The 23868-nt window shown below is 58.6% G+C and carries 25 protein-coding genes; 15 read left to right on the top strand and 10 right to left on the bottom strand.

The features are described 5' to 3' along the window. The first annotated feature begins 164 nt into the window (after positions 1–164). From ACZ6ZO_RS04780 to ACZ6ZO_RS04755, 6 genes are read left to right on the top strand one after another with little or no spacing between them, the layout of a single operon-like run. Entirely contained in the window at positions 165–755 is a 591-nt protein-coding gene (locus ACZ6ZO_RS04780) for a DNA-3-methyladenine glycosylase I (protein ID WP_465290960.1), read from the top strand. Positions 756–760: 5 nt separating this feature from the next. Further along, complete coding sequence (locus tag ACZ6ZO_RS04775) at positions 761–1462, top strand: SDR family oxidoreductase (protein WP_182385183.1); 702 nt, start codon at positions 761–763, stop codon at positions 1460–1462. Continuing rightward, positions 1459–1779 carry a YbjQ family protein gene (locus tag ACZ6ZO_RS04770; protein ID WP_182385184.1) on the top strand — a complete coding sequence of 107 codons (321 nt, stop codon included), beginning with the start codon at positions 1459–1461 and terminating at the stop codon, positions 1777–1779. The genes ACZ6ZO_RS04775 and ACZ6ZO_RS04770 overlap by 4 nt, the downstream gene beginning before the upstream one ends. Positions 1780–1790: 11 nt before the next feature. Beyond that, a complete protein-coding gene (locus tag ACZ6ZO_RS04765; RefSeq protein ID WP_182385185.1) occupies positions 1791–2072 on the top strand; it encodes an RNA-binding S4 domain-containing protein in 282 nt (93 codons plus the stop codon). 2 nt (positions 2073–2074) lie between these two features. After that, the gene (locus ACZ6ZO_RS04760; RefSeq protein WP_465290957.1) at positions 2075–2887 is read left to right on the top strand and encodes a VOC family protein; all 813 of its coding nucleotides are present in this window, start codon (positions 2075–2077) and stop codon (positions 2885–2887) included. Continuing rightward, positions 2884–3138 carry an MGMT family protein gene (locus ACZ6ZO_RS04755; RefSeq protein WP_232843219.1) on the top strand — a complete coding sequence of 85 codons (255 nt, stop codon included), beginning with the start codon at positions 2884–2886 and terminating at the stop codon, positions 3136–3138. Before ACZ6ZO_RS04760 ends, ACZ6ZO_RS04755 begins: the two co-directional genes overlap by 4 nt. Here the strand turns inward: ACZ6ZO_RS04755 and ACZ6ZO_RS04750 are convergent. Next, positions 3135–3698, bottom strand: coding sequence for a hypothetical protein (locus tag ACZ6ZO_RS04750; RefSeq protein ID WP_182385187.1), 564 nt, complete (start codon positions 3696–3698; stop codon positions 3135–3137). The genes ACZ6ZO_RS04755 and ACZ6ZO_RS04750 overlap by 4 nt on opposite strands. A gap of 12 nt (positions 3699–3710) precedes the next feature. On the opposite strand from ACZ6ZO_RS04750, the gene ACZ6ZO_RS04745 reads away from it, so the two are divergent. Together ACZ6ZO_RS04745 and ACZ6ZO_RS04740 are read left to right on the top strand one after the other, a co-directional pair. Next, positions 3711–4160 (top strand): methylated-DNA--[protein]-cysteine S-methyltransferase, encoded by a 450-nt coding sequence (locus ACZ6ZO_RS04745; protein ID WP_182385188.1) that lies wholly within the window; start codon positions 3711–3713, stop codon positions 4158–4160. Continuing rightward, entirely contained in the window at positions 4157–4774 is a 618-nt protein-coding gene (locus tag ACZ6ZO_RS04740; RefSeq protein ID WP_182385189.1) for a CG0192 family protein, read from the top strand. Before ACZ6ZO_RS04745 ends, ACZ6ZO_RS04740 begins: the two co-directional genes overlap by 4 nt. Here the strand turns inward: ACZ6ZO_RS04740 and ACZ6ZO_RS04735 are convergent. From ACZ6ZO_RS04735 to ACZ6ZO_RS04725, 3 genes are read right to left on the bottom strand one after another with little or no spacing between them, the layout of a single operon-like run. Beyond that, the gene (locus tag ACZ6ZO_RS04735) at positions 4771–6705 is read right to left on the bottom strand and encodes a hypothetical protein (protein ID WP_465290954.1); all 1935 of its coding nucleotides are present in this window, start codon (positions 6703–6705) and stop codon (positions 4771–4773) included. The genes ACZ6ZO_RS04740 and ACZ6ZO_RS04735 overlap by 4 nt on opposite strands. Next, the gene (locus tag ACZ6ZO_RS04730) at positions 6702–7352 is read right to left on the bottom strand and encodes an ABC transporter ATP-binding protein (protein ID WP_465290952.1); all 651 of its coding nucleotides are present in this window, start codon (positions 7350–7352) and stop codon (positions 6702–6704) included. Before ACZ6ZO_RS04730 ends, ACZ6ZO_RS04735 begins: the two co-directional genes overlap by 4 nt. Then, positions 7349–7816, bottom strand: a complete 468-nt coding sequence (locus ACZ6ZO_RS04725; protein ID WP_208768249.1) for a PadR family transcriptional regulator — start codon at positions 7814–7816, stop codon at positions 7349–7351. Before ACZ6ZO_RS04725 ends, ACZ6ZO_RS04730 begins: the two co-directional genes overlap by 4 nt. 129 nt (positions 7817–7945) lie before the next feature. Between ACZ6ZO_RS04725 and ACZ6ZO_RS04720 the strand changes: the two genes are divergently transcribed. Further along, positions 7946–8479 carry an ABC transporter ATP-binding protein gene (locus tag ACZ6ZO_RS04720; RefSeq protein ID WP_182385193.1) on the top strand — a complete coding sequence of 178 codons (534 nt, stop codon included), beginning with the start codon at positions 7946–7948 and terminating at the stop codon, positions 8477–8479. Then, positions 8479–9462 carry a hypothetical protein gene (locus tag ACZ6ZO_RS04715; protein WP_465290949.1) on the top strand — a complete coding sequence of 328 codons (984 nt, stop codon included), beginning with the start codon at positions 8479–8481 and terminating at the stop codon, positions 9460–9462. The genes ACZ6ZO_RS04720 and ACZ6ZO_RS04715 overlap by 1 nt, the downstream gene beginning before the upstream one ends. A gap of 54 nt (positions 9463–9516) precedes the next feature. On the opposite strand, the gene ACZ6ZO_RS04710 is transcribed toward ACZ6ZO_RS04715, so the two are convergent. Next, entirely contained in the window at positions 9517–11289 is a 1773-nt protein-coding gene (locus ACZ6ZO_RS04710) for a M13 family metallopeptidase (protein WP_465290947.1), read from the bottom strand. A 20-nt stretch (positions 11290–11309) separates the two neighbouring features. Between ACZ6ZO_RS04710 and ACZ6ZO_RS04705 the strand changes: the two genes are divergently transcribed. From ACZ6ZO_RS04705 to ACZ6ZO_RS04695, 3 genes are read left to right on the top strand one after another with little or no spacing between them, the layout of a single operon-like run. Next, positions 11310–11861, top strand: coding sequence for a hypothetical protein (locus ACZ6ZO_RS04705; protein ID WP_182385198.1), 552 nt, complete (start codon positions 11310–11312; stop codon positions 11859–11861). Next, entirely contained in the window at positions 11858–12658 is an 801-nt protein-coding gene (locus ACZ6ZO_RS04700; RefSeq protein ID WP_182385199.1) for a PrsW family intramembrane metalloprotease, read from the top strand. Before ACZ6ZO_RS04705 ends, ACZ6ZO_RS04700 begins: the two co-directional genes overlap by 4 nt. Positions 12659–12688: 30 nt before the next feature. After that, complete coding sequence (locus tag ACZ6ZO_RS04695; RefSeq protein ID WP_465290944.1) at positions 12689–13702, top strand: glycoside hydrolase family 25 protein; 1014 nt, start codon at positions 12689–12691, stop codon at positions 13700–13702. A 1007-nt stretch (positions 13703–14709) separates the two neighbouring features. Here the strand turns inward: ACZ6ZO_RS04695 and ACZ6ZO_RS04690 are convergent. The 5 genes from ACZ6ZO_RS04690 to ACZ6ZO_RS04670 form a co-directional block, all read right to left on the bottom strand. Next, entirely contained in the window at positions 14710–18006 is a 3297-nt protein-coding gene (locus ACZ6ZO_RS04690; protein ID WP_465290942.1) for an arabinosyltransferase domain-containing protein, read from the bottom strand. Between the two features lie 11 nt (positions 18007–18017). Next, positions 18018–19952 carry a galactan 5-O-arabinofuranosyltransferase gene (locus tag ACZ6ZO_RS04685; protein ID WP_465290940.1) on the bottom strand — a complete coding sequence of 645 codons (1935 nt, stop codon included), beginning with the start codon at positions 19950–19952 and terminating at the stop codon, positions 18018–18020. 12 nt (positions 19953–19964) lie between these two features. Beyond that, positions 19965–20708 carry a decaprenylphospho-beta-D-erythro-pentofuranosid-2-ulose 2-reductase gene (locus ACZ6ZO_RS04680; protein WP_343158701.1) on the bottom strand — a complete coding sequence of 248 codons (744 nt, stop codon included), beginning with the start codon at positions 20706–20708 and terminating at the stop codon, positions 19965–19967. Next, positions 20709–22100, bottom strand: a complete 1392-nt coding sequence (locus ACZ6ZO_RS04675; protein WP_465290938.1) for an FAD-binding oxidoreductase — start codon at positions 22098–22100, stop codon at positions 20709–20711. Between the two features lie 80 nt (positions 22101–22180). Then, positions 22181–22408, bottom strand: a complete 228-nt coding sequence (locus ACZ6ZO_RS04670) for a hypothetical protein (RefSeq protein ID WP_182385205.1) — start codon at positions 22406–22408, stop codon at positions 22181–22183. A gap of 18 nt (positions 22409–22426) precedes the next feature. Here ACZ6ZO_RS04670 and ACZ6ZO_RS04665 point away from each other — a divergent pair, with 18 nt between their 5' ends. Together ACZ6ZO_RS04665 and ACZ6ZO_RS04660 are read left to right on the top strand one after the other, a co-directional pair. Continuing rightward, positions 22427–22816, top strand: a complete 390-nt coding sequence (locus ACZ6ZO_RS04665; RefSeq protein ID WP_465290936.1) for a hypothetical protein — start codon at positions 22427–22429, stop codon at positions 22814–22816. Positions 22817–22834: 18 nt separating this feature from the next. Beyond that, on the top strand, positions 22835–23863 hold the full coding sequence (locus ACZ6ZO_RS04660; RefSeq protein WP_465290934.1) for an IS1096 element passenger TnpR family protein: 1029 nt from the start codon (positions 22835–22837) through the stop codon (positions 23861–23863). Positions 23864–23868 lie beyond the last annotated feature (5 nt).

Genomic DNA, 23868 nt, shown 5'->3' with positions numbered 1-23868 from the left:
TCGATAGATAGTCTGTCCTGGCGTTTTGACTGCATTTGAGGCCGGATTGTGGCCTAACTGTGATACTTTATAGTCTTTTATTGCAGGTAGGTGCGGAGGGTTGTTCGCGAACATATGTTCTAATTTGGGTGAGGTGTGTCCGGACAGCATTTTAAAATAGGGTCATGAACGCTGAAATTAACGAAAAAGGACTTGTTACCTGCTCCGATGGGCGCATCAGGCCGAGGTGGGCGACAACATCTGACTTAATGCAGGACTACTACGATTACGAATGGGGTAAGCCACTAACCACAGAGGACGATGCCTTTGAGCGGCTCGTACTAGAGGGGTTCCAAGCTGGGCTTTCTTGGGAAACCGTGTTGAAAAAGCGAGCGGCTTTTCGGGAAGCATTTGCGAACTTCCATGTTGATACCGTTGCTGATTACAACGAAGCCGACATTGAACGACTGCTGAACAACCCAGCCATCATCCGCAATAGAAAAAAGATTTGCGCTGCGATAACCAATGCTTGTTGTGTACAAGAACTGCGGGATGATGGCGGCTTACTCACATTCCTATCCAGTTTTGCACCCACCGAATGGACCCAACCGGAATTCCTTACTACTGCACAAACAACCTCAGCCGAATCCATAGCAATGTCAACTGCGCTTAAAGCTCGAGGTTTCAAGTTTGTTGGTCCCACCACTTGTTTTGCGCTCATGGAGGCCACAGGAATGATAAACAACCGCGTAGTTGGCTCGTCCGACCTAAAGTAGTGACTATGACAAAGACTGCACTGGTAACTGGAGCGTCAAGTGGCATTGGGGAAGCGACCGCTGAAGCGCTGGCTAAAGATGGCTGGCAAGTCATCGTTGCTGCTCGTCGTGTTGACCGTCTGAAGAGCATCGCGGATCGCATCGGAGGAACTGCTGTCGAACTTGATGTCACCGATATCGAATCTGTAACCCGACTGGCTGAGCAGATCGACTCCCTTGACCTACTCGTTAACAACGCAGGTGGTGCGAAAGGCCTCGATCCTATTGCCGACGCCGACGTCGACGATTGGCGTTGGATGTATGAAACCAACGTGATCGGCACCCTGAACGTCACTCGGGCACTGCTGGACAAACTGCTGAAAGCCGAAGGCACCATCATCAACATCGGCTCCATCGCAGCCTTCACCCCATACAAAGGTGGCGCTGGCTACAACGCCGCAAAGTTTGGCGTCCGTGCAATGACCACAGTGCTGCGCCAAGAAATGGAAGGCCAGCCACTGCGGATCACCGAAATCGATCCTGGCCGCGTAAAAACGGACTTCTCTCTCATCCGCTTCAAAGGGGACAAAGACAAAGCGGATGCCGTATACGCAGACAAGCTCAACCTCACTGCCGCGGACATCGCGGAAGCTGTCCGCTGGGTAGCCTCGCTACCAGCACATATGAACATTGAAAACATGACCATCAAACCAAGGGACCAAGTATGATCGTCACCACCACCAACTGCGTTGAGGGACGCGAAATCAGCCAATACCTCCGTGTCGTCGCTGGAGAAACCATCGTCGGCATCAATGCTTTCAAAGACTTCACCGCAGGATTTCGAAACATCGTTGGCGGTCGCGCAGAATCCTACGAGGGCGAAGCAGCTGCCGCCCGTGAAAATGCCCTCGCAGAGCTTGTACAACGGGCTCAGGAACTGGGCGCCGATGCAGTTGTAGGGGTGAGCTTGGACTATTCCGCCATGGGGCAAGCAAATAACATGCTCATGGTTAGTGCAACTGGTACTGCCGTAAAACTGGCGTAAGCTCCTTCACTATGTACGACGTCGGAATCAAAGACGAAACCATCAAACTAGGCCAGTTCATCAAGCTGGCCAACCTCGTAGAAACAGGCGGGGAAGCCAAGGAAGTCATCGCTGCCGGTAACGTCACCGTCAACGGTGAGGTAGACACCCGCCGCGGCAAAACACTACGACACGGTGATGTTGTGTGCATCGGCTCAAACTGCGCTAAAGTCACCGCTGCCGAAGACGACGACTACTTCGATGAAGCCACAGCCAACGATGACTTTGACTACGAAAAGTGGAGGAACATGTAGCCATGCCCGCATTCGAAGCACGCCACGGAATGCCGATCTGGGTAGAGCTGTCTACCTCCGACATCCGCAAAACCTCCCGCTTCTACAGTGAAATCTTGGGTTGGGACACAAGTGACGACGCCGACTATCGCATTGCCCGCTCCCAAAACCTCCCCGTAGCCGGCTTTGTCGCCCAGGCCGACGCCAGCACCCCAGACGCCTGGATCACCTACTTCTACACCGAAAACCTCGACAACACAGTACTGCGGGTCGCTGAACTCGGTGGCCGAGTACTCGTCGAACCAACCGAAGTAACACGTGGCACAATCGCGATCTGTGTCGATACAGCAGGCGCCCTGTTCGGTCTCATGCACACCGACGAGATCTTCGTTGCCGGGGGCGAACCAGGAACCTGCGCCTGGTACGAGCTCACCGCGACAGCTAAATACGAGCGTGCCGTCGAATTTTACGAAGAGCTCTTCGGCTGGATGACTAACTCCTTGGGTAACGATAACGGCGACTTTAAGTACACCACCGTGCTGGAAGATGGGGCGCCGTTCGCGGGAATCTGGGATGCCGAAGGCCAATTCCCACCACAGGTTCCAAGTTTCTGGCAAACCTACCTTGGCGTGCTCAACGTGGATGAAGCAGCAAGCAAAGTCGCGGAACTCGGCGGCACCATCGTCCGGGAACCATGGGACTCCGACTTCGGTCGCATGGCACTGATCGCTGACTCTACTGGCGCCACCTTCACGCTTGCCCAGGTACCCGAGCCCATCGAGGAAGGACGCGAAGAAGACCCGCTCCAGGGGATCGACCTCAGCCAATTCCAGTGATCGAGCAGGTACTCGATTTTGTAGATCGAATCCCCGCGGGTCAAGTCGCCACCTACGGGGAAATCGGACATGCCGTTGGATGTAGCGCTCGTCAGGTAGGAAGAATCATGCGAGACCACGGCCACCAGACCAACTGGTGGCGCGTCGTCCGCGCCGATGGCACCAGCACTGTCGCAGAAAAAGCCCGCCCACACTGGATCACAGACGGGCTGCCACTCACAGAAAAAGGCGTGGATCTTAGGCGGATCTAGTACCCATTCAGAAACTCCGCCACAGCCTTAATTTCATCCCGTGCGGCGGCGGGGGTCTGAATCCAGTCGCCGTTTGGTCGGGTGAGGAGGTAATTGTCGTAGCCGGCATCTTCCACGAGTGGGCAACCGTCGGCGAGCCCCCAGGCGGTGGGTGCGAAGGATTTAGCCTCTGCCACCTGGTTTGTTACCAAGATGGTGGTGCCGGACAGCTGTGCGGCGGCTGCGACGAGCGGGTACCAGTAGTTGTCGGTGGCGGGGCCGTCTGGGCGTCCCCACGACGCAACGGCGGTGCGCCCAGTGGGGTGAGACGGGGTGAATAGCACGCCGAGCCCGTGTTCCGACAACCGAATTCCTTCGGAGTACAGCACGCCGGGCATCTCGTGATCCGCTGCGGCGCCGAGCTGCATCATTGCGGCGTGGGTGAGGCGATCGGGGAGGCGGGCCAGCCAATCCTCCTGGTCCGACAGTGGGTAGTGTTCCTCGAAATACCAGGTGATTTCCGCGAGCTGTTCTTCGGGAGTGAGTTCGCGGTCTTGACCACCGACAACAAAATCGTCCATAAAGTGGAGTATATGTTGTGCTTCGATACGACCCTCGGGCCCCTCACCGTGGTTTCCTCAGCAACAGGCATTAAGCAGGTGCTTTTCGACGCCCACAGCAGCGAAAACCCTACCCCCTTCGAACAACAAGCTAGGGCCGAAATCGTGGAATACCTCGCTGGTGAGCGGAAGATCTTTGAGGTGCCCTTGGATCGAGCTACGCCGAAAACCTTTGGAGACGAGGTGCGGCGGCAGTTGTCGTCGATAAGCTATGGCCAAACAAAAACCTACGGTGAGCTGGCGAAACAGCTGGGCAAGCCACATGCGGCTCGTGCGGTGGGGACGGCTTGTGCCCGGAATCCGCTGCCAATCCTGGTACCATGCCATCGCGTGGTGGGGGCACATGGGCTGGGTGGTTACCTGGGCGGACTGGAGACGAAACAATACCTCCTTGAGCTGGAGCGCATACACTGGCGGTCATGAGTGGTGTAGCAGAAATTCTCGCAGCAGAACTGACCCCCAGTAAAGAAGAAGTTCTTCGTGCCTGGTGGCCAAACTTTCAAGAAAAAGGCGCTTTTCGCCTGGTAGATCCAGCGGGTGAGGTGGGGATCGACTTCGTTATCGGCACCGACGAGGCGGATCGCTACCTGCAGCTTCCCGTCACCTACCGCAGCGCGGAGCTCGACGGTGGCTCGGTGGGGCAGCTGGAACACAGCGTGTTAGGTACCCGCTACCTCACGAAGGCCACGTATGACCCTGTTGCCGTCGGGGAAATCGTGCGAGTCATCTTGGCAGGTGACAATGAAGCGCAGCGTAGCGACGCCAAACCCCAGATCCTTAAGATAAAGGGAAGCGGGCAGACTCCCTCCACGGAGGTCACCGAAGTGGTCATCGAAGACGCCTCTGAAGAACGCGTCTTTGCTAATGCCAAAATCAACGGCGTCGGTCGGTCCTTTGAGCTGCGCTTGCCACGCCGCCTGTTGCCTGTCAAGTATCTGCGTGCCTCCCGGGTGCCATCGCCCCGCAATATCACTGGTGTGTTCTCGGATTCGGAAGAACCATTGGTGATTGCGGAGCTCATCTGGCGAGACCTTTAAAGGAGGCTGGCCCACCACATCAGCAAGGATGCCAGCGCGCTGATTGCTAGGCCGGGGAGGGCCAGCATGAGTAGCTGGCTGATGCGGTATCGGCGGAGTGCCCGTGGGCCAGCGCCGACATCGTGCAATCGCTGGCGGTCCTGACGCGATTCGAATGTGGTCAGAGCCAGGATCGTGGCGACGATCGCGAAGACAAACACCACACAGAACGCGATCGTGGTTCCAGAAATGGCCCGCGTGACGGCGGAATGATTAGCCGCCGTCAGCTCCATGCCAGAGCGCTGGCTGAGGCGCTGCAGTTCGACCAGCTGCCAAGCGGAAGGGCTGTTCGGGAACAAACTACCCCGGTAAATCAGATGGCCCGACGCCATGTCTGGGGTGAGAAGCTCGCCCGGTCGTTCCATGCCGAGCTCCCTGGCAGACACAGGTGTTCTCTCAGCGAGCTTGGCTTTCGCCTGGTTCCGTACCTCCACCGGCAGGTTGAGCCGATCCAGGAGCTCTGGGGTGGTGACCAACTGTACATCACCGATCCCCAGGTCAATCCAGGGGCCTCCGTAGCCTTGTTGATCGGTCGGCCCAGCGCTGTATAGATCGATACGCGGCCCAAAATCCGCTTCGAGATCATCCAACGTTGCTGCGTAACCATCGGGTGTGGTTACTTCAATGTTGGGTGCTGCCAGCACACCTTCGGTCAGGACACCATCCGGTTCCATAAAGATGGTGGCCCACAATCCGATGCCCGTGGTCGCCAGGGTAGTGAGGACGATGGCGCCAATCGCGGCACTGCTGCGTCGAAAATGTCGAAAAGCATTGCGTGCCGCCATCGCCTCGAGCAGTGGCAGTCGTGGCGCGCACCAGCCCAGCAACGTTACAGCTGTCAACCCGCACAGTGCGCCACCCATCACAATGAGCATCACCCCGAGGACCAGCCACTGTGCGGTTGTAAAGATAAGTGCGATACCGCCGAGGAGGAGCACTGGACCGGGTATCGCTACCCAGCGCGGAGGGGTGCGACGCTGTCCGCCGAGTAACGGCAACTGGGAGGCCACCGCTGCCGCCAGGATCATCGGCGCGGAAAACAGTGCGCCCGCGTGATAATCCCAGCGCACTGAGCAGCCCAACAAATACTGGATTGTGGCCTCCGAGATAGCCCAGGATGAGAGCAAACCGAGGAAAACTCCCAGCGCTGCGAGCATCAGCCCCTCGGCTAGGAAGAGCAGACGAATAGCGCTACGACGCGCGCCGGTGCAGCTAAGTAATTCGAGGGTGTTACGCATTCGCGCATGTGCCACAGTGAAAATCGGTGCGGCCAGTCCCGCGGTGAGGATCAGGATGATTCCCCAGACCGGGGCAAACAGCACAGAGGTTACCAAGCCATGCGTGATGATGTTTCCCAAGCTTGGTGGCATGGGATCTGCACTGAACAGCTGGAGATATGTGGTTGGTGGCTGGTGCTCCACGAGCCACCAGTTGCTATCGAGGGAACTGAAGTCAGAGATGTTCGCGATGGCGTTCCGGTGATAGTGCAGGTCATGAACCGTAACGGGGACTCCGCCAACATTTACTGTGTCCCCGATGTCCACCCCGATCGCTCCCGCCGGATTCACCGGCAAGTCAATGGTGCCCGCAGGCGGGATACTCAGGTCCTCATTGGCGGCAGATTCGGGGAGCGCCGTAACCCAGAGCCTGGTCGAAAGGTCGCCAGAAGTGCCTTTCAAGTAGCCACGGAACACAGGGGAGAACCCGTCGCCGGGTGGTGAGTCAGTTTGCACGTAAGTGAGCGTGTTTTCCGGGTGCTCATCCAGATATATCGAAGTGGACAGCACACTGAAAAAGCTGACAAAGAAGGTCACGGGCAGCGCGAAAAGGAGCACTGCGACGAGTGATCTACCCCAGTACTTTCGGATGTCCCTCCAGGCCAGGCGGATCATTGCAGCTCACCGTCCTTCAAGTGCAGTGTGCGGTCGGCCCAGGCGGCGAGTCGCGGTTCATGGGTGACGAGTAGCCCGGAGGCACCGGCGTCGATTTTCTCCCGGAGCAGCCGGATGACCTTATCGGAGGTGGCGGTGTCGAGGGCGCCGGTGGGTTCGTCTGCGAGCAAGGTGGTGCGGGACCCGATGAAGGCGCGGGCAATGGCAGCACGTTGTCGTTCACCTCCGGAGACATCGGACGGGAAGTGAGCAGCGACCTCAGCGAGTCCCAGCGCGGACAGTTCTTCCAGTGCGGCGGTACGGGCGCCGGATACTCCCGCGAGTTCCAGAGGAAGCGCGACGTTTTCGAGGAGAGTGAGGGAAGGAATCAGGTTGTAGTCCTGAAACACGAAGCCAAGCTTGTCGCGTCGCAGGTCAGCGCGCGCGTTAGGGGTGAGGAGGGAGCAGTCTAGGCCGTCGATAAGCACGCGTCCGCTGGTCGGCATTTCCAGCAGCCCGGCGATGCGGAGCAGGGTGGTTTTCCCGGAGCCGGAGGGGCCCATGACCGCGACGAGTTCACCGGGTGCGACCTCGAGCGAGACGCCGCGGAGGATGGTGCGGGGGCGGGCGCCGTCGGTGACGGTGTAGGTGACATTGTCGAGCTTCATAGCTGTTCCTCCAGGTAGTCGAGCCAGCGGCTTTCCGCTTCGAGGTCAAAGATCTGTCGTTGCTTCAGCAGCTCCGCCGCCCCCTCCGCCGGGGTGCGCACGAGCTCACGCAGCCGAGCCATGTTTGCTTCCCGCTGAAGTTTGATAAGCGGCCCGCGCTCCTTCACGACGGCCATCCGAATCACCAACTCATCGCGGTCATCCGCCGGCTTCTCGACGGCCACTGCCAGCTCACGAGTAAGCTCCGCACGCCCCGTCGCGGTAAGCGAAAAAATGTCCGCTTTACCCTCCCGACCGGTGATCTCTACCAGGCCATCGCGCTGCAAACGCTTAACAGTTTGATACACCTGGCCAATGTTCAGCGGCCAGGTGCGGTCGGTGCAGTCATGGAAAGCATGTTGCAGCTGGGCGACCCCCATGGGGTGATCCACCAGCAGCGTCAGTAACGCGAATTTGACGGACATCGTTTTCAATCTCCTCCTTACTGAGTAAGTTTAGAGTTACTTGTCGGATTTGGTAATGCAAACTGACGTTTGAGCGGGTAAAAGTATGGTTTCCGTTACCAAATCCGGCACGGGAGTATCTTCGAAGCCATGCTCCACGTCGATGTCTCCTACGGTTACAAGCTGCCTTTGGGTTCGTTGGCTCGCGATTTTAAACCAGGAATGTATGGTTTCGCGGGGCCTAACGGTTCCGGAAAATCTACGTTGCTGCTGACTATCGCTGGTGAGCTGGCTCCCATCTCAGGGGAGGTGGTGTGTGCTGGGGAGCGGCCGATAGTGCGGATTGGTGATCCGATCTTTTATCCAGATCTGACGGTGGCTGAGCATTTGGAGTTGCTGCCGGTGCCTTTTGATCAGGTGGTTGACTCTTGGCAGCTGGGGGATTTGCTGCCACATCCGCCGATCTGGTTATCCAGCGGTCAGCGTCAGCGCGTGTTCTTGGCGTCGCAACTTTCGATTCCCGCCGATGTGAGCATTATTGACGAACCAGAGCGCCATTTGGACTCTGACTGGACTGATTTTCTTGCTGTTGAGCTGCGCGAACTATCCGGAGACCGGGTCGTTTTGGTTGCGTCCCACTCTCCGGCGATCTTGGCAGCGTGTGATGAAGTAATTGCCCTGTGATGTCCTTTTTAGAGAACGTTTCGGGCTGGCTCTACCCGGTGGTGCTGGGAGGATTTGTTCTGGGCTTTGGTTGGAATGCGGTTGGTTGGCTGGAGCAGCGTTCCCACCTGGACGTGGCGGTGGTTCCTCGGGAGATGGCGCTTGTTGCGGCTGTTATAGCCGTCTGCCTTTTCATCGTATTGTTGGAAAAGATCATGCCGCTGCGGGCAATGGCTGAGCTGCGCTGGGTATATCGACAGCGCCCATACAACCGGATGCGCAGCTGGGACGCTGATTCTGTCATACAGCTGGTCGCCACGGGCGCATTCGGCCTTTTGGTGGGGGCGAGCGTTGGGCAGCCACTGCTGGCAGTGTTGGCTCTCGGGGTGAGAGTGGCGTGGGGGATGCGTCGTAAAGCTAGCCTGGCGACCTTGCTGCAAGCTGGCCGCACCCGGACAATCGGCCTGGCCAGCCTGCATGTCCAAGACAATGAGCTTGCCTCCGACGCCCTCGCCGCCACCTGGGTCTCCTGGCGCATCCTTGCGCGCGGCCCGCTCGTTGTGCGTCGCTACCTCAGGCGCTCCTACCTGCTGCTGCTCGGCGCACTGCACTTTACGACGGCCATTGCCACCGCCAACGCGTTAGGCCCAGCGGGACTCCTCGTCTTCGCGCTCGCCTGGACAGTGCTGGGAGCGGGAGTGTATCGGTGCGCTGACCTGCGCAAACTTCAGCGGTCAATGGTGTGGGAGATCGGGGTGGTTGTGGTGCATGCCCTGGTCGGGACGCTCTTTTGCGCCGTCATGTGGCATCTCACCTGGATCGGCGCCACAGCTCTGTTCGCAGCGTTCGCGTGGGGATCCTATCAGCGCGGACAGCCCCGACGGGTCACCAGGCTCAGCTACGGCGATAGCGGCATGGGCATGTCCGCGCCACCCGAACTCATCGGTTACTACCTGCGCGGGTTGATGGTAGTGGTTCTTGCCGGATTTGGTAATGCAATCTGACGTTTGAACGGTCAAAAGTACGGTTTGCGTTACCAAATCCGACATCGGGAAGCTCTACCAGATGCGAACCCGCTCGGCTTCCGGAATCGCCATTTCGCCGACCTCGAAGGCTTCGTAGAATTCGTCGATGTTGGCTGCGATCACGTTGCAACGGAACTCGGCAGGGGAGTGCGGATCGATGGCCAGGTACTGTTCGGCCATTTCCGGGCGGATCGCGGTGCGCCAGATCCGTGCCCAAGAAAGGAACAATTCTGGCAGTTCCTCGCGGGAGCCGCCAGACATGAGGTAGGCGGTGACGGCGATGCCGAGTCCGCCGAGGTCACCGATGTTTTCGCCTAGGGTGAACTCGCCGTTGACGCCCTTGATTCCTTCTCTACCGGCCAAAACGGACGGAATCAAGCCATCGAACTGGGTAACCAGCTTGGAAGTGAGCTCAGAGAACGCGGCTCGGTCTTCCTCGGTCCACCACGAGTTGAGGTTGCCATCGCCGTCGTAATGCGAGCCTTGGTCGTCGAAGCCGTGTCCGATCTCATGGCCGATGACTGCACCGATGGCGCCGAAGTTGACGGCGTCGGAGGCGGTGGGGTCGAAGAAGGGCGCCTGCAGGATCGCTGCCGGGAAGGTGATGTCGTTGACCACGGGGTTGTAGAACGCGTTGACGGTTTGTGGGGTGGTGACCCATTCGTCGCGATTCGCGGGCTTGCCCACCTTGGCCGCTTCGTAGTCGTGGTTGAACGCCGAAGCCGTGCGGATGTTGTCCAGCAGGCTATCCCCAAAGGTCAGCGCGTCAAAGGAGCGCCACTCGTTTGGATAGCCGATCTTGGCGCGGAACTTCGACAGCTTTTCCAGGGCGCGGGTGCGGGTTTCCGGAGTCATCCAGGTCAGGGCAGAAATGCGAGCTTCGTAGGCATCAAGCAAGCTGGCGACCAGACGGTCCATTTCCTCCTTATGCGCAGGAGGGAAATACTTGGCCACGTAAGCCTTGCCAATCTCCTCGCCCACCATGGATTCCACCAACTCCACGGCGCGCTTCCAGCGGTCACGCTGTTCGGTGGCGCCGGTAAGGACACGGCCGTAAAACTCCCAGTTGGCGCGGGAGATTTCCTCGGTGAGGTACGCCGCACGTTCACTCAAAATGTTCCACGTCAGCCAGGGCTTCCAGTCCTGAGACTCGAGCAGCTCAGCCAGAGTCGTGGTGAACGACGGCATCATGTTAATGACGCGGTACTCCGGAATACCTGCTGCTCGCAGGATTTCCTGGATCGGCTGCGGCAGTTCATCAAAGGCGCAGGGGTTGAAGGTCTTCTGTGCGTCGCGGGCTTCCACGTTGCTCCAGTGCGCGGCAGCAAGCTTTTTCTCCAGCTCAATCACAGCCGGGGCCAGATCGGACTTGCCGAGGAACTCAAGCATACGGGCCATGTGCTGTTCATAGGCGGCCAAAATCTCTGGGTATTCGCGGTAGTAGGCTTCGTCGGGAAGCCCCAGCCCGGCTTGGTAGAGGTACACCAAGGATTCCTCGGAGGCCGAATCCTTGGCGATGTATGCACCGATCGGCGCGGAAACACCGGTGCGCCAGAGTTTGCCCAGCGCCTCGGTCAGTGGGAGTTCCATGAGCCCGAAGTCAGCGTCGAGGGGACCAACGCCGAGGGTGTTCAAAGTCTCAACATCCATGAAGCCGGTGTAGAGCGGATGGTCCTTGACCAGCTCGTGGACTGCAGCTTCGGCATCGTCGCGCAGCTTATGGAAAGTGCCATCTACGGCGCGATCATCAGGGATGACGTGGCTGGCAAGCCAGCTGCCATTGACGTGTTGATAGAGATTGTCCATACCGCACTATTCTAGTGTTCATGCCGTCTTACCGACTGAAACCCCGCCTCCAGGTTTGGAAAATCACAGGCCTCGTCGCGGCGTTGCTCATCATTCCTAACGCAGTAGACCCCATCGTTCCCGACCTTGACGACGATCGAGCTCAAGTGAAACTAGGGGAAAAAGCCTCTGATTGGGAGATCCCCCTCGAGTGGCCCGACGGTGGTCCCTTGGTGTGCGAAAAAGACGACGACTCGATGTACACATCTTGGCTCTGTGAAGGAGCGACAGTCTCCAGCATCGTGATGGACAACGTCATCGACCAGAAAAACTCGCTTAAGCGTGGAATACGTGCGATGACCATTTCGGAACCAAAACTGGGGTCCTTTGCCTATGAAGGCAATGTGCTGTTGTACGAGACCAAAGATGCGATTGCACTATCGCAACAAGGTGTCGGCGATCAAGAAGGAAAAACATTGGTCGTGGTGGTGAGCGGAGAACAGCAAGATCCGTACACAGACTTGGTCCTCCACAACCTTCGCGGTAACGAGGATAAGCGCCCAGACCTGAACGAGATTGGAACAGCAGCGTGAATAAAACCCTCTTGATGTGGCTGTTAGCTGTCATTGTGCTCCCCGCGACCGTCGTGGCCGTGCTTGCCAATGCGTTGCTTTCCTCCGTTGGCACCTGGGTGGGCCTGTTGTTTGGTGCGTTGTACCTGGTAGCAGGTACATTGCTGTTTCGCGCCGGTCCGCTGTGGCCCAACGCCGGGTCGTTATGGTGGCTCAGCTGTGTGGCATGGGGAGCGGGGATGTCCGTAGCCCTGGTTTTTCCCGCATCCACTGGCTGGACAAACATCACTGACAAGTTGGGCTGGGAGCCCGTCGCAGCGTCATTCTCGGGAGCTTACCCGGAGGAGCTTTCCAAAGCGTTTGGGGTTGTCATTATTTTGTATGCCTTCCGTAAACTCAATCGACCTTGGCACGGTTTTGTCACCGGCGGCCTGGTTGGCTTGGGGTTTGAGGTGCATGAAAATGTGATTTATGGCGCAACGGGCGCGCTTCTCGACCCCAACAGTGATTTCAACGGCGCTGTGGAAATGTGGTTTACCAGAATGGTGGCCGGACCTGGCCTGCATATCGTGTTCACAGCTCTTGCCGGGTGGGGCATTGGCTTGGCGATGTTCCGTCGTGACTCTTTGCGGGGTCTGTGGTGGGTTGTTGCTGGTCTATTGCTGCATTTTGTGTGGAATATTTTGTGGCCTTCGGAGTTCTGGCTCGTTGTGCACTATGTCGCGCTGACGATTTTGATATACCCGTTGTTCATCTGGGTGTATTGGCAGGCGGTGCGTGCAAAGAAAACTGACAATTCTTACGTGTTACTCGCGTGACTTGTGTGAAAGTTGTGTACCTTTGTTGTCATGCGTATTACTCGACGGACACGACAGGCACTCCTTCCACTGCTGTTATCTGCCACTTTCCTGCTCGCCCCCGGGGCGGTAGCTGATAGCCACAAGGCGCCTTCCGGCGTCGACGTTGCCAGCTGGCAAGGCTCCATCGACTGGGCCACGGTGAACCAATCGCAAGAGTTCGCTATCGTCAAGGCAACCGAAGGCATCGGCTACCAAAACCCGCAATACACACACGATATTCAGCAGGCAAAAGCCAACGGCCTGACCGTCGGGGCCTACCACTACGCTCGTCCCGGCTCTGACCCAGCAGCCCAAGCTGCAGAATTTGCGAAGGCATACAGCGCACACCAGCAGGATCTGCCACCAGTAATGGACCTGGAACAAACCGACGGGCTAGGTCCTGCACAACTAAAAGACTGGACACGCACCTTCCTGAAGGAAACTGAACGCCTCACCGGCCGCAAACCTATCGTTTACACCTACCGCTACTTCTGGCAACAGGATATGGAGAACACCACAGAGTTCGCCCACTACCCACTATGGTTTGCGGCATACCAAAACGATGTTCCTGATAATCTCCCCGGAGGCTGGGAACAGATGGCTTTTTGGCAGCGCACCGGCGACGGCCGAGTCACCGGCATCAACACCCCGGTGGATATGAACCTCTTCAACGGCACCCCAGACCAGCTGAGGGGATTCTCCGGCTTCGGTGGCGTTCTCCGCCCAGGAGAAGTAGTAGCAGCAGACCGCAACCTAGGTGAATCCAACAAGCAGCTAATCGCTGCACTCCTAGCAGCTGCCGGCGCAATGGGCATTATGCCAGCTGACCAGGCCGGAGGAATGGCCGAACAGCTCGGAAGTGCAGCCGGCCTGGAAGGCGATGCCGCCGGCGCACTAGGTGGCCTGGTGAAAGACCTCGGTGGCAACCTGCCCGTCGGTGACCTGAACACCATGCTTCAAGGCGACTACACCATCGGTGACCTACTGCTCCTGCTCAATGCCGCTGGCCACCACAATCCTTAACCGGTATTCGTTGACACAATGAAAAAGTGGGGTTAAGTAGCAAAAGTGTGTCTGAATTTTGCAGGAAAGCCAGGTCAGAGCATGTAAACAGGTGCTGCATATTGTTTCGGGCCTTATAAACCCACAAATCTTGTTCAATACCGCGAGTGATACCGCACCTGTACCAAAAGGTGAGGTTACCTAACTCCGGTGGCTAAGAACCGACCCGATGCCCGATCTGCCAGGGACAAAAAGCACCACAGGTGGCGATGCACCACAACCAGAGCTGATCACACACGCGGCGAACTTTTCGGGCCTTCCTGCTTATGCTGTCGGCTTAGCCGCAATGACCGATGCTGCAGCCTCGTGAGGTATCTTCCGATGGAGTCTGGGCCGCAGGTTCGCTTATTGATGCCTTCTGCACCGCCGACCCCTACCCGCGTAAATGATCAGGTCTTTATCGAGGCGACCTCTACTGCAGCAGGGTGCTTACTCATCGCATCCCTCCTCGACCACGTAGTGTGCTGGCACTGGGGCAAACGAAACCCACGCCAACCGGGAAACCGGCCGACCGGTCCTGTTGCGTCAACGGCTATGCCAGCTGACTACTAACGCACCAGTGCTTGGCCGGGCACGCATTGTGCTGCTTAACTCCGCAAAACCCGGGAAGCGTTCCCCGGGTCTCGGTGATCTTTTAGGCTTCACACCTGCTATTTCACTGTTTTGGGCCCGAGATCCGGGAAATGCTTCCCGGGTTTTAGGAAGAAACTTCAGGGTCCGTGATCAGAGCCCCCAGAAGTGCAGTAGCAATACAAAAGTGTCCGACCTGTGACACGCCGACCAGACACACATTTTGCTACTTAACCCGAAAAAGTCCCCAATGGATGGGGACTTCGGTGTCTCAACCCGCTGTCGGATAATCCCTGACAGCGGGTTTTGCTATGACTACAACACCATCACGCCGAGTGGCGCGGGGATAGGGCGTCGATAAGCACAGCAAACGTGCGTGACTTACCGATACCCGAAGACTACTCCGCGGTCTGCATCCTCCCCGGGTTCCACAGGCCGGAGCGCTGGATCGTTTCGTGATGGATTACAGCAACGTCGGGGACTTGCCCGCGGACGTTGGTGCGTGGCGAGTACCGGGTGATGGAGCCCCAGTCGCGGTGCCAGTCGTTCTTAAGGTAGCCAGGGATTTCGATGGAGGTGTTGACGGCTTCCGTCACACCCAGCACGCCACCGCCGGCGTAGTCCATCACTGGCGACAGCGTAACTTTACCTGGGTGATCTGGTGCGATGCGGTACTTCGGCAGCTCGGCGACACCGGCGTAGTGGCCGAAGGTGCGCTGGCATGGGAACTGGAGTGCAACCGCCCAGTCGAGCAGGCCGGGATCTTCGGAGCCGATGACCTCGTTGAGGGATTTAAGCTCTGGGACACGTGGGGGCAGGAAGGCCAGCCACTGTTCTGGGTCCAGGTTTCGGTCTTCTGCGACGATACGGACGGCGTTAGCTTCGGCAGGGATCTGATCCATCGGTACGCGCAGGTTGCGCCAGGATGGGGTAGGGCCAATATCGAGCGGTTCAATTTCGCCGCGGCCAGTGACCTGGGAGTCATTGACGGTGGCGTACTCAAGGACCAGCTTCTGACCCTTTTGTTCCACACCGTTGATGTCGTGGTGGTAAATGCGACCAGCTGCGGAAATCACCACGATAGGGGTGGTTTCCGAACGCTGTGGCAGGGCGTACCACGCGGTAGTGACCTCAGCTGGGAACTGTGGTCCTTCCGTGTAGGAGCCGACGAGCGGGATTTTCTTGTAATCCAGGTCGAACGGGAGGGATGCGCGGGAGCCATTCACGCCGACATCCGCGCGAACACCGCCGGAGTTACCGGTGGTTTGGCCGCCGCCGATTTCGGTAGTGGAGTCCGATGCAGTCGCGCCACCGATGGTGCCCTCCGACTTATCGATACCCACAGACTCAGTATCGATAGTGGCCGGGATGTTGTTGGCGTCAAACCCTCGGTTGCTCACCTCCAGGGAGGTGCCCAGCTCGGAGCCGTCCAGTGGGGTGAGGAAGGAATCATTGGAGTTGGTCTCCAGCATCGCGTCATTCGCCAGCGCGCAGTGGTTGCCCACCGCAGAACGGAAATTACCAAGCCCCACGGAGTACGCCGGGTACTGCGACACAAAGCCCTTGCCCAGGCTGAGGACGGTAAAGACCATCACCAGGGCGGAGACAACGGCGATAGGAGAGGCTGCCAGGCCCTGGAACCGCTCTAGGCGCGCGCTTCTCGACGCCTTCAGCTGATCCAGTTCGCCAGCGGCCTCCGCTTGTGCGGTGCGCACGTCAGACACGAAGGACTGCACCACGCCGATGAACAGCACGAGCAGCGAGATCGCCAGCATCACGCTGGAAGCTTCGATGCCTTTGAGCTGGACAGTCTTGTCATACCATGGCACCCCGAAGCTGGAGACGTACCACCAGCCATTAGGTCCGGAAAGACAGAACGCCAGGATGAACAGGATGCCACCGAACAGCAAGGTGCGGGAGCGGGCAGATTTCAGCGCCATGTGCGACAGCGCAACGGCAGCCAGGCCAGCCATGGCGGCGCCAATGCCGGCCCACACACCGAAGTGGTGAGTCCACTTGGTTGGGGTGAACATCATGAAGAACAAAGTGCCCAGGAACACGAGCAGCAAGCGCATCGACGGGCCCTGCGCCGAGCCCGGCACCCGCCCATTTCGCAGCATGGATGCCAGTACCAGCGCCACGGAGACGAACACCATGATCACCGCGAAGCGGCGGGTGAACGAGCCGTCCACGGTCTGGCCCATCAAGGACTCGTAGCGCACCCACTCCTGGTACCAGGACAACGCCGGACCCTTTTCCGCACGAACCCTAATCGCTTCGATCACGGTGGTGAGCGTCTGGTCACCGAACACTGCCAACAAAATCGCCGTGCCGGAGGCAAGGAACGGCGCCACCATAGCCAGCACAGCGCTGAAGGTGCCCTTACCGCCGTGCGGAGCACCCAACAGCGGCAGGCGTCGATAAACGATGCGAATCAGGCTGGACAGGCCAGCGAGTAGCGCCGCAACAGCCATCAGGCCCGTCGGTCCGGCCCCCAGAGACAACGTCGCCACGATGACTGCCAGAGCTGCCGGCAACAAGCGAGAGGTAGCGATAGCGCGTTCCATGCACACCCAGGTCAGCAGAGCACCAAGGGCGATCACTGGCTCCGGGCGGGTGCCGTTGTTGTAGACGATCCAGAAGCTTAGGAAGCTGAACGCCGCAGTCCAGTGCGCGACACGACGGTCACCAATCCGGGTACCCAATCGCGGCAGCACCTCACGCGTAATGAGCAACCACACGATCCAGCCAGCGAGCAGGCCAGGCAGGCGCATCCAAATGGAGCTAGTAGAAATGCGCGCCATCACGGCGAGCAGATCGTAGTACGGGGCGCCGAACGGAGACTCTGGCACGCCAAACCAGCGGTAGTAGTTCGCCATGTAACCCGAATCGTGTGACAGGCGAGCCATGGTGAGAAGGTAGCCGTCGTCAGCAGTGTTTGCACCAATGAAGTGCCACAGCAGCAGCACGGCACCGACCAAGGCGTCGAGAGGCTTAAGCTTCCACCACTCCGGTGGGAAGAAACTCCGCGAGGTGCGTCCATCCAGGGTGTCGAAGCGGTGCAGGCACCACAGCGACACCATCGTCAGCGCCAGGCCCAGCCACATCGCGATGTACTTAATCGCGCTCGGGCTAGAGGTAAACCGTGAGTTCACCTCCACGTGGGCGGACAGGCCATCGATGCGCTCATCACCCGGAAGATCCGTGTAAATACCAGTGAGCTGCGGGCGGTAATCGCCCTTAATGGTCTCAGACTTGTTGCCGAAGGACACCGTGGTTTTCTCTACTGTGGAAGATACCTTCAACACGCCGTCGGTAGGCAGGTTAGACTTCGGGACGCTCAGCGGGACGCGGTCACGAACCACCACGTCCAAGCCCTGCGCCGTCCAGCGCACGAACAACCCGCGCGCCGTAGCGTCCTTAGAATCAGCAGGAAGCGTACCGAGCACCATCCACTGGTTCTCCGGCATCTTCTTCGTCGCAGCCACCGGAACTTCCAGGTTGATCTCCTGCGGTGCGTAGGACAACAGCGGTGCGTTGACGCTGTTTAGGCCGTTCTGGGGCCAGTCAAACGAGGATTGTGTTTGGCTGACCGGCAGGAACGGTGTGAGGACGAAAAGTAGAAATCCGACGAGACCAGAAATGATCGCGGTGGATTTTAACCAGTTCGGGGCTTGTTTCGCTGCTTTTGACACAAACAAATACTTTACGTCACTGGCTTAACAACTACCACAAGCGGACCGATCTGCTTGACATGCCAACCTTCGAAAACCGCTGGATTAAAGAAAACCCCACGGAATCGGACATTCGGATTATTCGGGTAAATGTCCTCAGCCAGATCGTACTTCCAGGTGCTCTTCGGATCCGAGGCATCACCATGAAGGATGAACACATCCGGCGACCGCCACGGAGCCTTCTGCAACTCCGCCTGGAACCGCTGCGGGTCCTTCAGATCCGTATGGGAACGGGTGGCCCACTCTTCAATGAGCTTATTGCGCTCCTCAAACCGGCCGAGCGGATTAGCGTAGTGGCCGGTAAAAGCCTGGAAACCATAATAAGGGTAGAAGGACATGAAGTCCTTCACATCTGTGAGGACGACCGTGCTCGTTGGCTGGTACCCCTCAGACTGGATGAAAGAGTCGATCTCAGCGAAGTATTTCGCGGAATCCGCCGGGAAGCGATCCGCGCGATCACCGTAGCCATCGGTATCGGTGTAGGCCAAGTCAATGGCCACCCGAGCATGGTTGGGGATGCGCTGCACATAGGAGACCCCCGCCGCGAAGAGGATTACCGCCATCGCCGCGGAAATCTGAATGCGGGCCCGGGCAGACAGCTGCTCTGGCCAGACACGTGGCAGGCCATTAAGCCGCAGGTCAGCAATGCCCAGCACTCCGGCAGTAGCCAAAATCAACGTCACCAGGATGTCCAGCCGGAACCCCAGCAGCGTATTCCCGGACAGCGTGAACACCATCGACGCCACAATCCACCCGTAGACAATGACAAGGGTAATTCCGAGGGAACGCACATCGTGATCCTGGAAACGGAACACCAGGAAACCCAGGCCGATCATGCACAACAGCCCAATCAGGGTGAAGGAAAAGAAGGGGAGCGGCAATTGCGTGCCCTCCCACGGCAAGTAATGGGTAGCGCTGGAATTACTGATCGGGGCGCCCCGGAGGATCTGCCACAGGTATGGCCCCCACACCACCAGCGCGATCAACGACGAGCTGATACCCACCACTGCCAGCTTGAGCACCGGCTGGAACGAACGCTCAATCAGCAACGCGTACATCAAAGCAATCACCACCACGCTCATCGCGATGGCTGCCGTGAAGATCGTGTACGTTGCCGCGGAAAGACCAAGGTACACAGCGAGGGCAGTGGCCGCCGGCCAACTGTTATCCATAGTGCGTGACATGAGCACAGCAGCAGCCGGGATACCCAAAGCGACAATGCCCGCATAGGGTTCCTCCGGACTCATCACCAGGAAAATCGCGATGCTGACTAGGGCAATCGTCACAGCAATCGGCAGGCTTCCCGTCAGACGCTGCCACAGGGGCACCAGCACGCACGCCACAGCACCGATGGAAACCAAGGCCCACGGTTGGTAGGCCTCCCACCCGGGCAGACCTAACAGATTCGCTAGGCGCGCACCGAGCCAGAACCAACCACCAGGGTAGAACGAGGGCATCCCCTCATAGTTCATGTCCGGCAAACCCGGCTCTGCAGCCAGACGAGTCAAGAACTGGGTGCGAAACCCCTGGTCAATTGTGACGCCGTCCAGGTACAGGCGCGTCGCGGACAACGGCAGCCCGACGGAGGTCACCACGATAGCCGCCGGAGACAGGTATGTGACTAGGTAGGTCAGCAGGACGCGCCAGCGCGGGGGCTTGGCCCCCTTGTGGGCGTCACGAAGCCAGAAAAAAACGAGCGCGCCGACGGCGACGAGGACCATGATGGACCCGGCCGTCGATAAGGCGCGCGAAACGTATGAACCACCAAACGCCGGCAGGTTGGTGGTCTTAAGCACCAACCAACATGCCAGCGTAAACAGGGCGCTGCCGAGCCCGGTGGCGAACATCGCGAGGACAGTGGTGCGGATACTGAGTTTGTCAGCGGTGTAGTTCTCGGCGACGTTCATTATCTCTCTTTGTTACAACGGCAGCTTACGGAAAATAGGTTTCGGAATGTGTTGCAGAACCAGCATCACCGCCTGGAACGCAGGGTGAACCCACAGCTCGCTCTTACGATCCAGCACGCCCGCCACCACTGCCTTCGCCACGTCTTCGCGGTTCACAGTGAGCGGGGCTTCCTTAACTCCTGCGCTCATCTTAGTGCGCACCTGACCCGGACGAACAACCAGAACGTTGACGCCGAACTCACGCAGTGCCTCACCGAGCTGAGTGAAGAAACCATCAAAGCCGGCCTTGGTGGAGCCGTACACAAAGTTAGAACGACGCACCTTCACGCCCGCCACGGAGCTCAGCGCAACGATGGTGCCGTGCTGCTGCTTCTTCAGACGCTCCGCAAGCAGCGTACCGACGGACACCGCACCGGTGAAATTAATCTGGGCAGCTTCCACAGCCTTCGCCTGGTTCTGCCACTGCTCCTCATTGTCACCGAGGACGCCGAATGCCACAATGGCGACGTCAATATCGCCCGTGATCTGCTCGAAAACCGCAGGGTGGGAATCGAAATCGACCGCATCGAACTCGATGAACTCCGCCGTGCCGCCACGCTTCTCGACGGCCTGAATAGCCTTCTCTGGACGCGTGCGGTTAGCCAGAGTGACCTTCGCCGCACCGCGGTCGAGAAACTCCTCAACAATGGCAAGTCCAATGTCAGAATTGCCACCGAAGAGCACAATGTGCTGGGGCTTTCCTACTGCGTTAAGCATTTACTTTCCTCCCAATTCGAGGCGACGGGACATATCGGACGCGAAGACACCGGTCGGGTCGATCTCATTACGGATCTTGAGCCAATCAGCCATGCCCGGGTACATCTGGTGGAAATTCTCCGCCGAGGTGCGGGATTCCTTAGCCAGGTACAGGCGGCCACCGAACTCCATGACTCGTTTGTCCAACTCATCCAGGAACTGGCCCAGGCCCGGCTTGATTGGGAAGTCCACGCAGACGTTCCAGCCAGGCATTGGGTAGGACAGTGGAGCCTTGTTGCCCTCACCGAACAGCTTGAACACATTCAGCGCAGAGTAGTGGCCGGACTTCTGGATGTCCTTGACAATCTCCTTGAACGGCTCCACAGCCTCGCGCGGAACCACGAACTGGTACTGCAAGAAACCCTTCTTGCCGTAGCCGCGGTTCCACTCGCCGATCAGGTCCAGTGGCTGGTAGAACTGCGTCAGGTTCTGCACTTGGTTCTTGTAGGTGCCGGACTTGAGCCACCACAGCTCGCCGATGGCGATCATGGACAGCTTGTTCATGGTGAAGGATGGGAAGATGTCTGGCACGGTGACCAGCTGCGGGGCGTTGAACTTCAGCGGATCCTTCGCCAGCTTCGGGCTGAGCTCCTCCAGCTGTGCGAGGGTAGCCAGGGAGCCACGAGAGATAGCTGCGCGACCGAGCTTTGGCTCTGGGGAGATCGCGTCGAACCAGGCGGAAGAGTAGGTGTATTTCTTCTCGGAGCCGTCGGAGTGGAACTCGATGGTCTCATCCAGATTCGCGGTCAGGTCGCCGTCGGCAATGAAGTAGGCCGTTTCGGTGCGGGTCATCTTGATGCGTGCCCGCAGGATGATGCCGGTCAGGCCCATACCACCCACGGTGGCCCAGAACAGCTCACCCTTCGGATCGTCCGGGGTGCCTTCTGGCTCCAGGTGCAGGATGCGGCCATCCGCCACCAGCAGTTCCATGGACACCACGTGATCGCCGAAGGAGCCAGCGGAGTGGTGGTTCTTGCCGTGGATATCTGGTCCGATAGCGCCACCGATGGTCACCTGTCGGGTGCCGGGAAGGACGGGGACCCACAGGCCGTATGGCAAGGCCGCCTTCATCAGCTGATCGAGGGTCACACCACCGTCTACGTCGACGATGGCGGTTTCCGTGTCGATGGAGTGGATCTGGTTCAGCGGCTGCATGTCGATGACAAGGCCACCAGCATTCTGGGCAGGGTCGCCGTAGGAGCGACCCATGCCACGGGCGATCACACCACGGTCGTTCTTCTCGGCAGCTTCCTTGACTGCGCGGACGATCTGCTCCACGTCTGGGGTGGACAATACCTGCGCAGTTGTCGGGGCGGTACGACCCCAACCTGTCAGTACTTGTTGTTTAATCACGCCATCAAGGCTACCCCCTGTTTCGTCCGGGTGGCTGTCCCCATTCTGGGGGATCGCTCACATTTGGCTGGGCCTGCGCACTAATACAGGTCCAGGAGGTCCTTGATTTCGGTGGGAAGATCGTCCTGCGTGGTGATGGTGGGGCCATCATAGTTTTCGAGGATTTCGTAGACCCGCACCCGGTCCTGGGAATCCAACAGAGGCAGTTCCTGCGCCAGCATCATGGTCAGTTCGTTGCTCAACGGCGTGTTGGTCATGGTGGCGGCGGTGTGTTCGGTGGGGGCCTTCTTCTTCAAAAATCCAAACATGAGGCCATACTAGTAGCTATGGATGATCTGATTCTTGCTACTTCGGTGGGGCTTGCCACTGCGCTTCGGAAACCATGGCAGCGCGTCGCTACGCTTGCTGCTGGCGTGGGGACGGTGGCCTACATTAATTCAACTGATGATGACCCCAACAACGACCCTGCTGTTGTTATTGACAGGGTAAAGCAGCGCATTGGCGATATTGGAGACACACCCGGGCCGGAGTCGGATGCTCCCGCGGGGGATTTGGGCTCGCCACTGCGCACGTGGGCGATTGTTGGCGGTCTTGCGCTAGCTGTTGTCGGCGCAGCGAAAGCGGAAAAGTACCTGCTCAAGCACCCCGTGGCGCGTATCATGGCGGGCTGTGCGACGGGCACTGCCACATACTTGTGCTGCCAAAGCGTCACTTAGCCTTTAGCATCACAAGATGTGAGCTTCGTACCAGTAACTGACCCAGCACGGCAGCGCCCGTTGCGTCGCGAGCCTGCGGCGCCGGGACACGCGTTGCTGATTCAGGCTGCTGCGGCCGGATGTTGGCGTCGGCTCCGGGTCCCGGCAGAAATTGGGATGGAGCGTTTCGCTCGGATTATCCAGCTCGCCTTCGATGTTGTGGAGTCTGCCGAACACGCATTCCTACAGTTGGATGGCTCGGAGCAGGGAGCGCCGGTGGTCATGCCGGCGCCGACTTTGGTGCGTTTCGATGCCGCCGGCACGCCGTCGGAAACAGTGACATTGGGGGAGCTGCTGCGCGTCGCTGACCTGCGATTTTTATCTAGGTTTGCGGATCCTCTGGTTATCGATATCTCGTTAGTATCAGAGATTCAGCGCTCTCCGCGCCTGGAAACACTGTGCATTGATGGTGAGGGAACGCTCGAGCAAGGATTTTTTGACATTAAAGCGGTCAACCGCGAGCTTGATGCCGAGCGGTGGGTGTTTGCCAAGATGGCTGAGGTCAAACCCAGCCTGCAGGACCTGATTTTCCGCACTGGGATGTGGGAGACTGCCCAGCTCATTGCGTTTTTGAACATCGACTCCCCGGCGGATGTCACCGAGTCAGAGGCCGCGAAGATGATTGAGCCGGTACTCTCTGACGCGCGTCTGGTGGAGCTGCTCGACCTCGATGACACCCGACTCGGCCTCACCACTGCCCTTGATACTTGGCATCACATTGCTCACCGCCTCCCTTTGGAGCGTGATACTCGCGGCAATGACGCTGCCTGGCTGCGACTCATCGCTCTGATCTCTTCTATGCCGTTTGGTGCCGCGACGACGTTCATCCTGGAAGGCATGGCGTGGACGGGTCAGCGGACGACGCTCGCAGAGGTGGATTCACTCACCCGGCAGACGATGGATGTACTCCGTGCGCTGGGGATCATTGTGGGCGATGACCTGGTGCTCGGCGGTGTGCTGTCTAAGCCGCGCCGGGAGTTTCTCCGGATGATCCTCCACTCTTCTTAAGTGAT

It is taken from the genome of Corynebacterium sp. NPDC104732 (assembly GCF_055583565.1).
The sequence above is the reverse complement of the archived record's forward strand: the minus strand, read 5'-3'. Positions and strand labels throughout refer to the sequence as shown.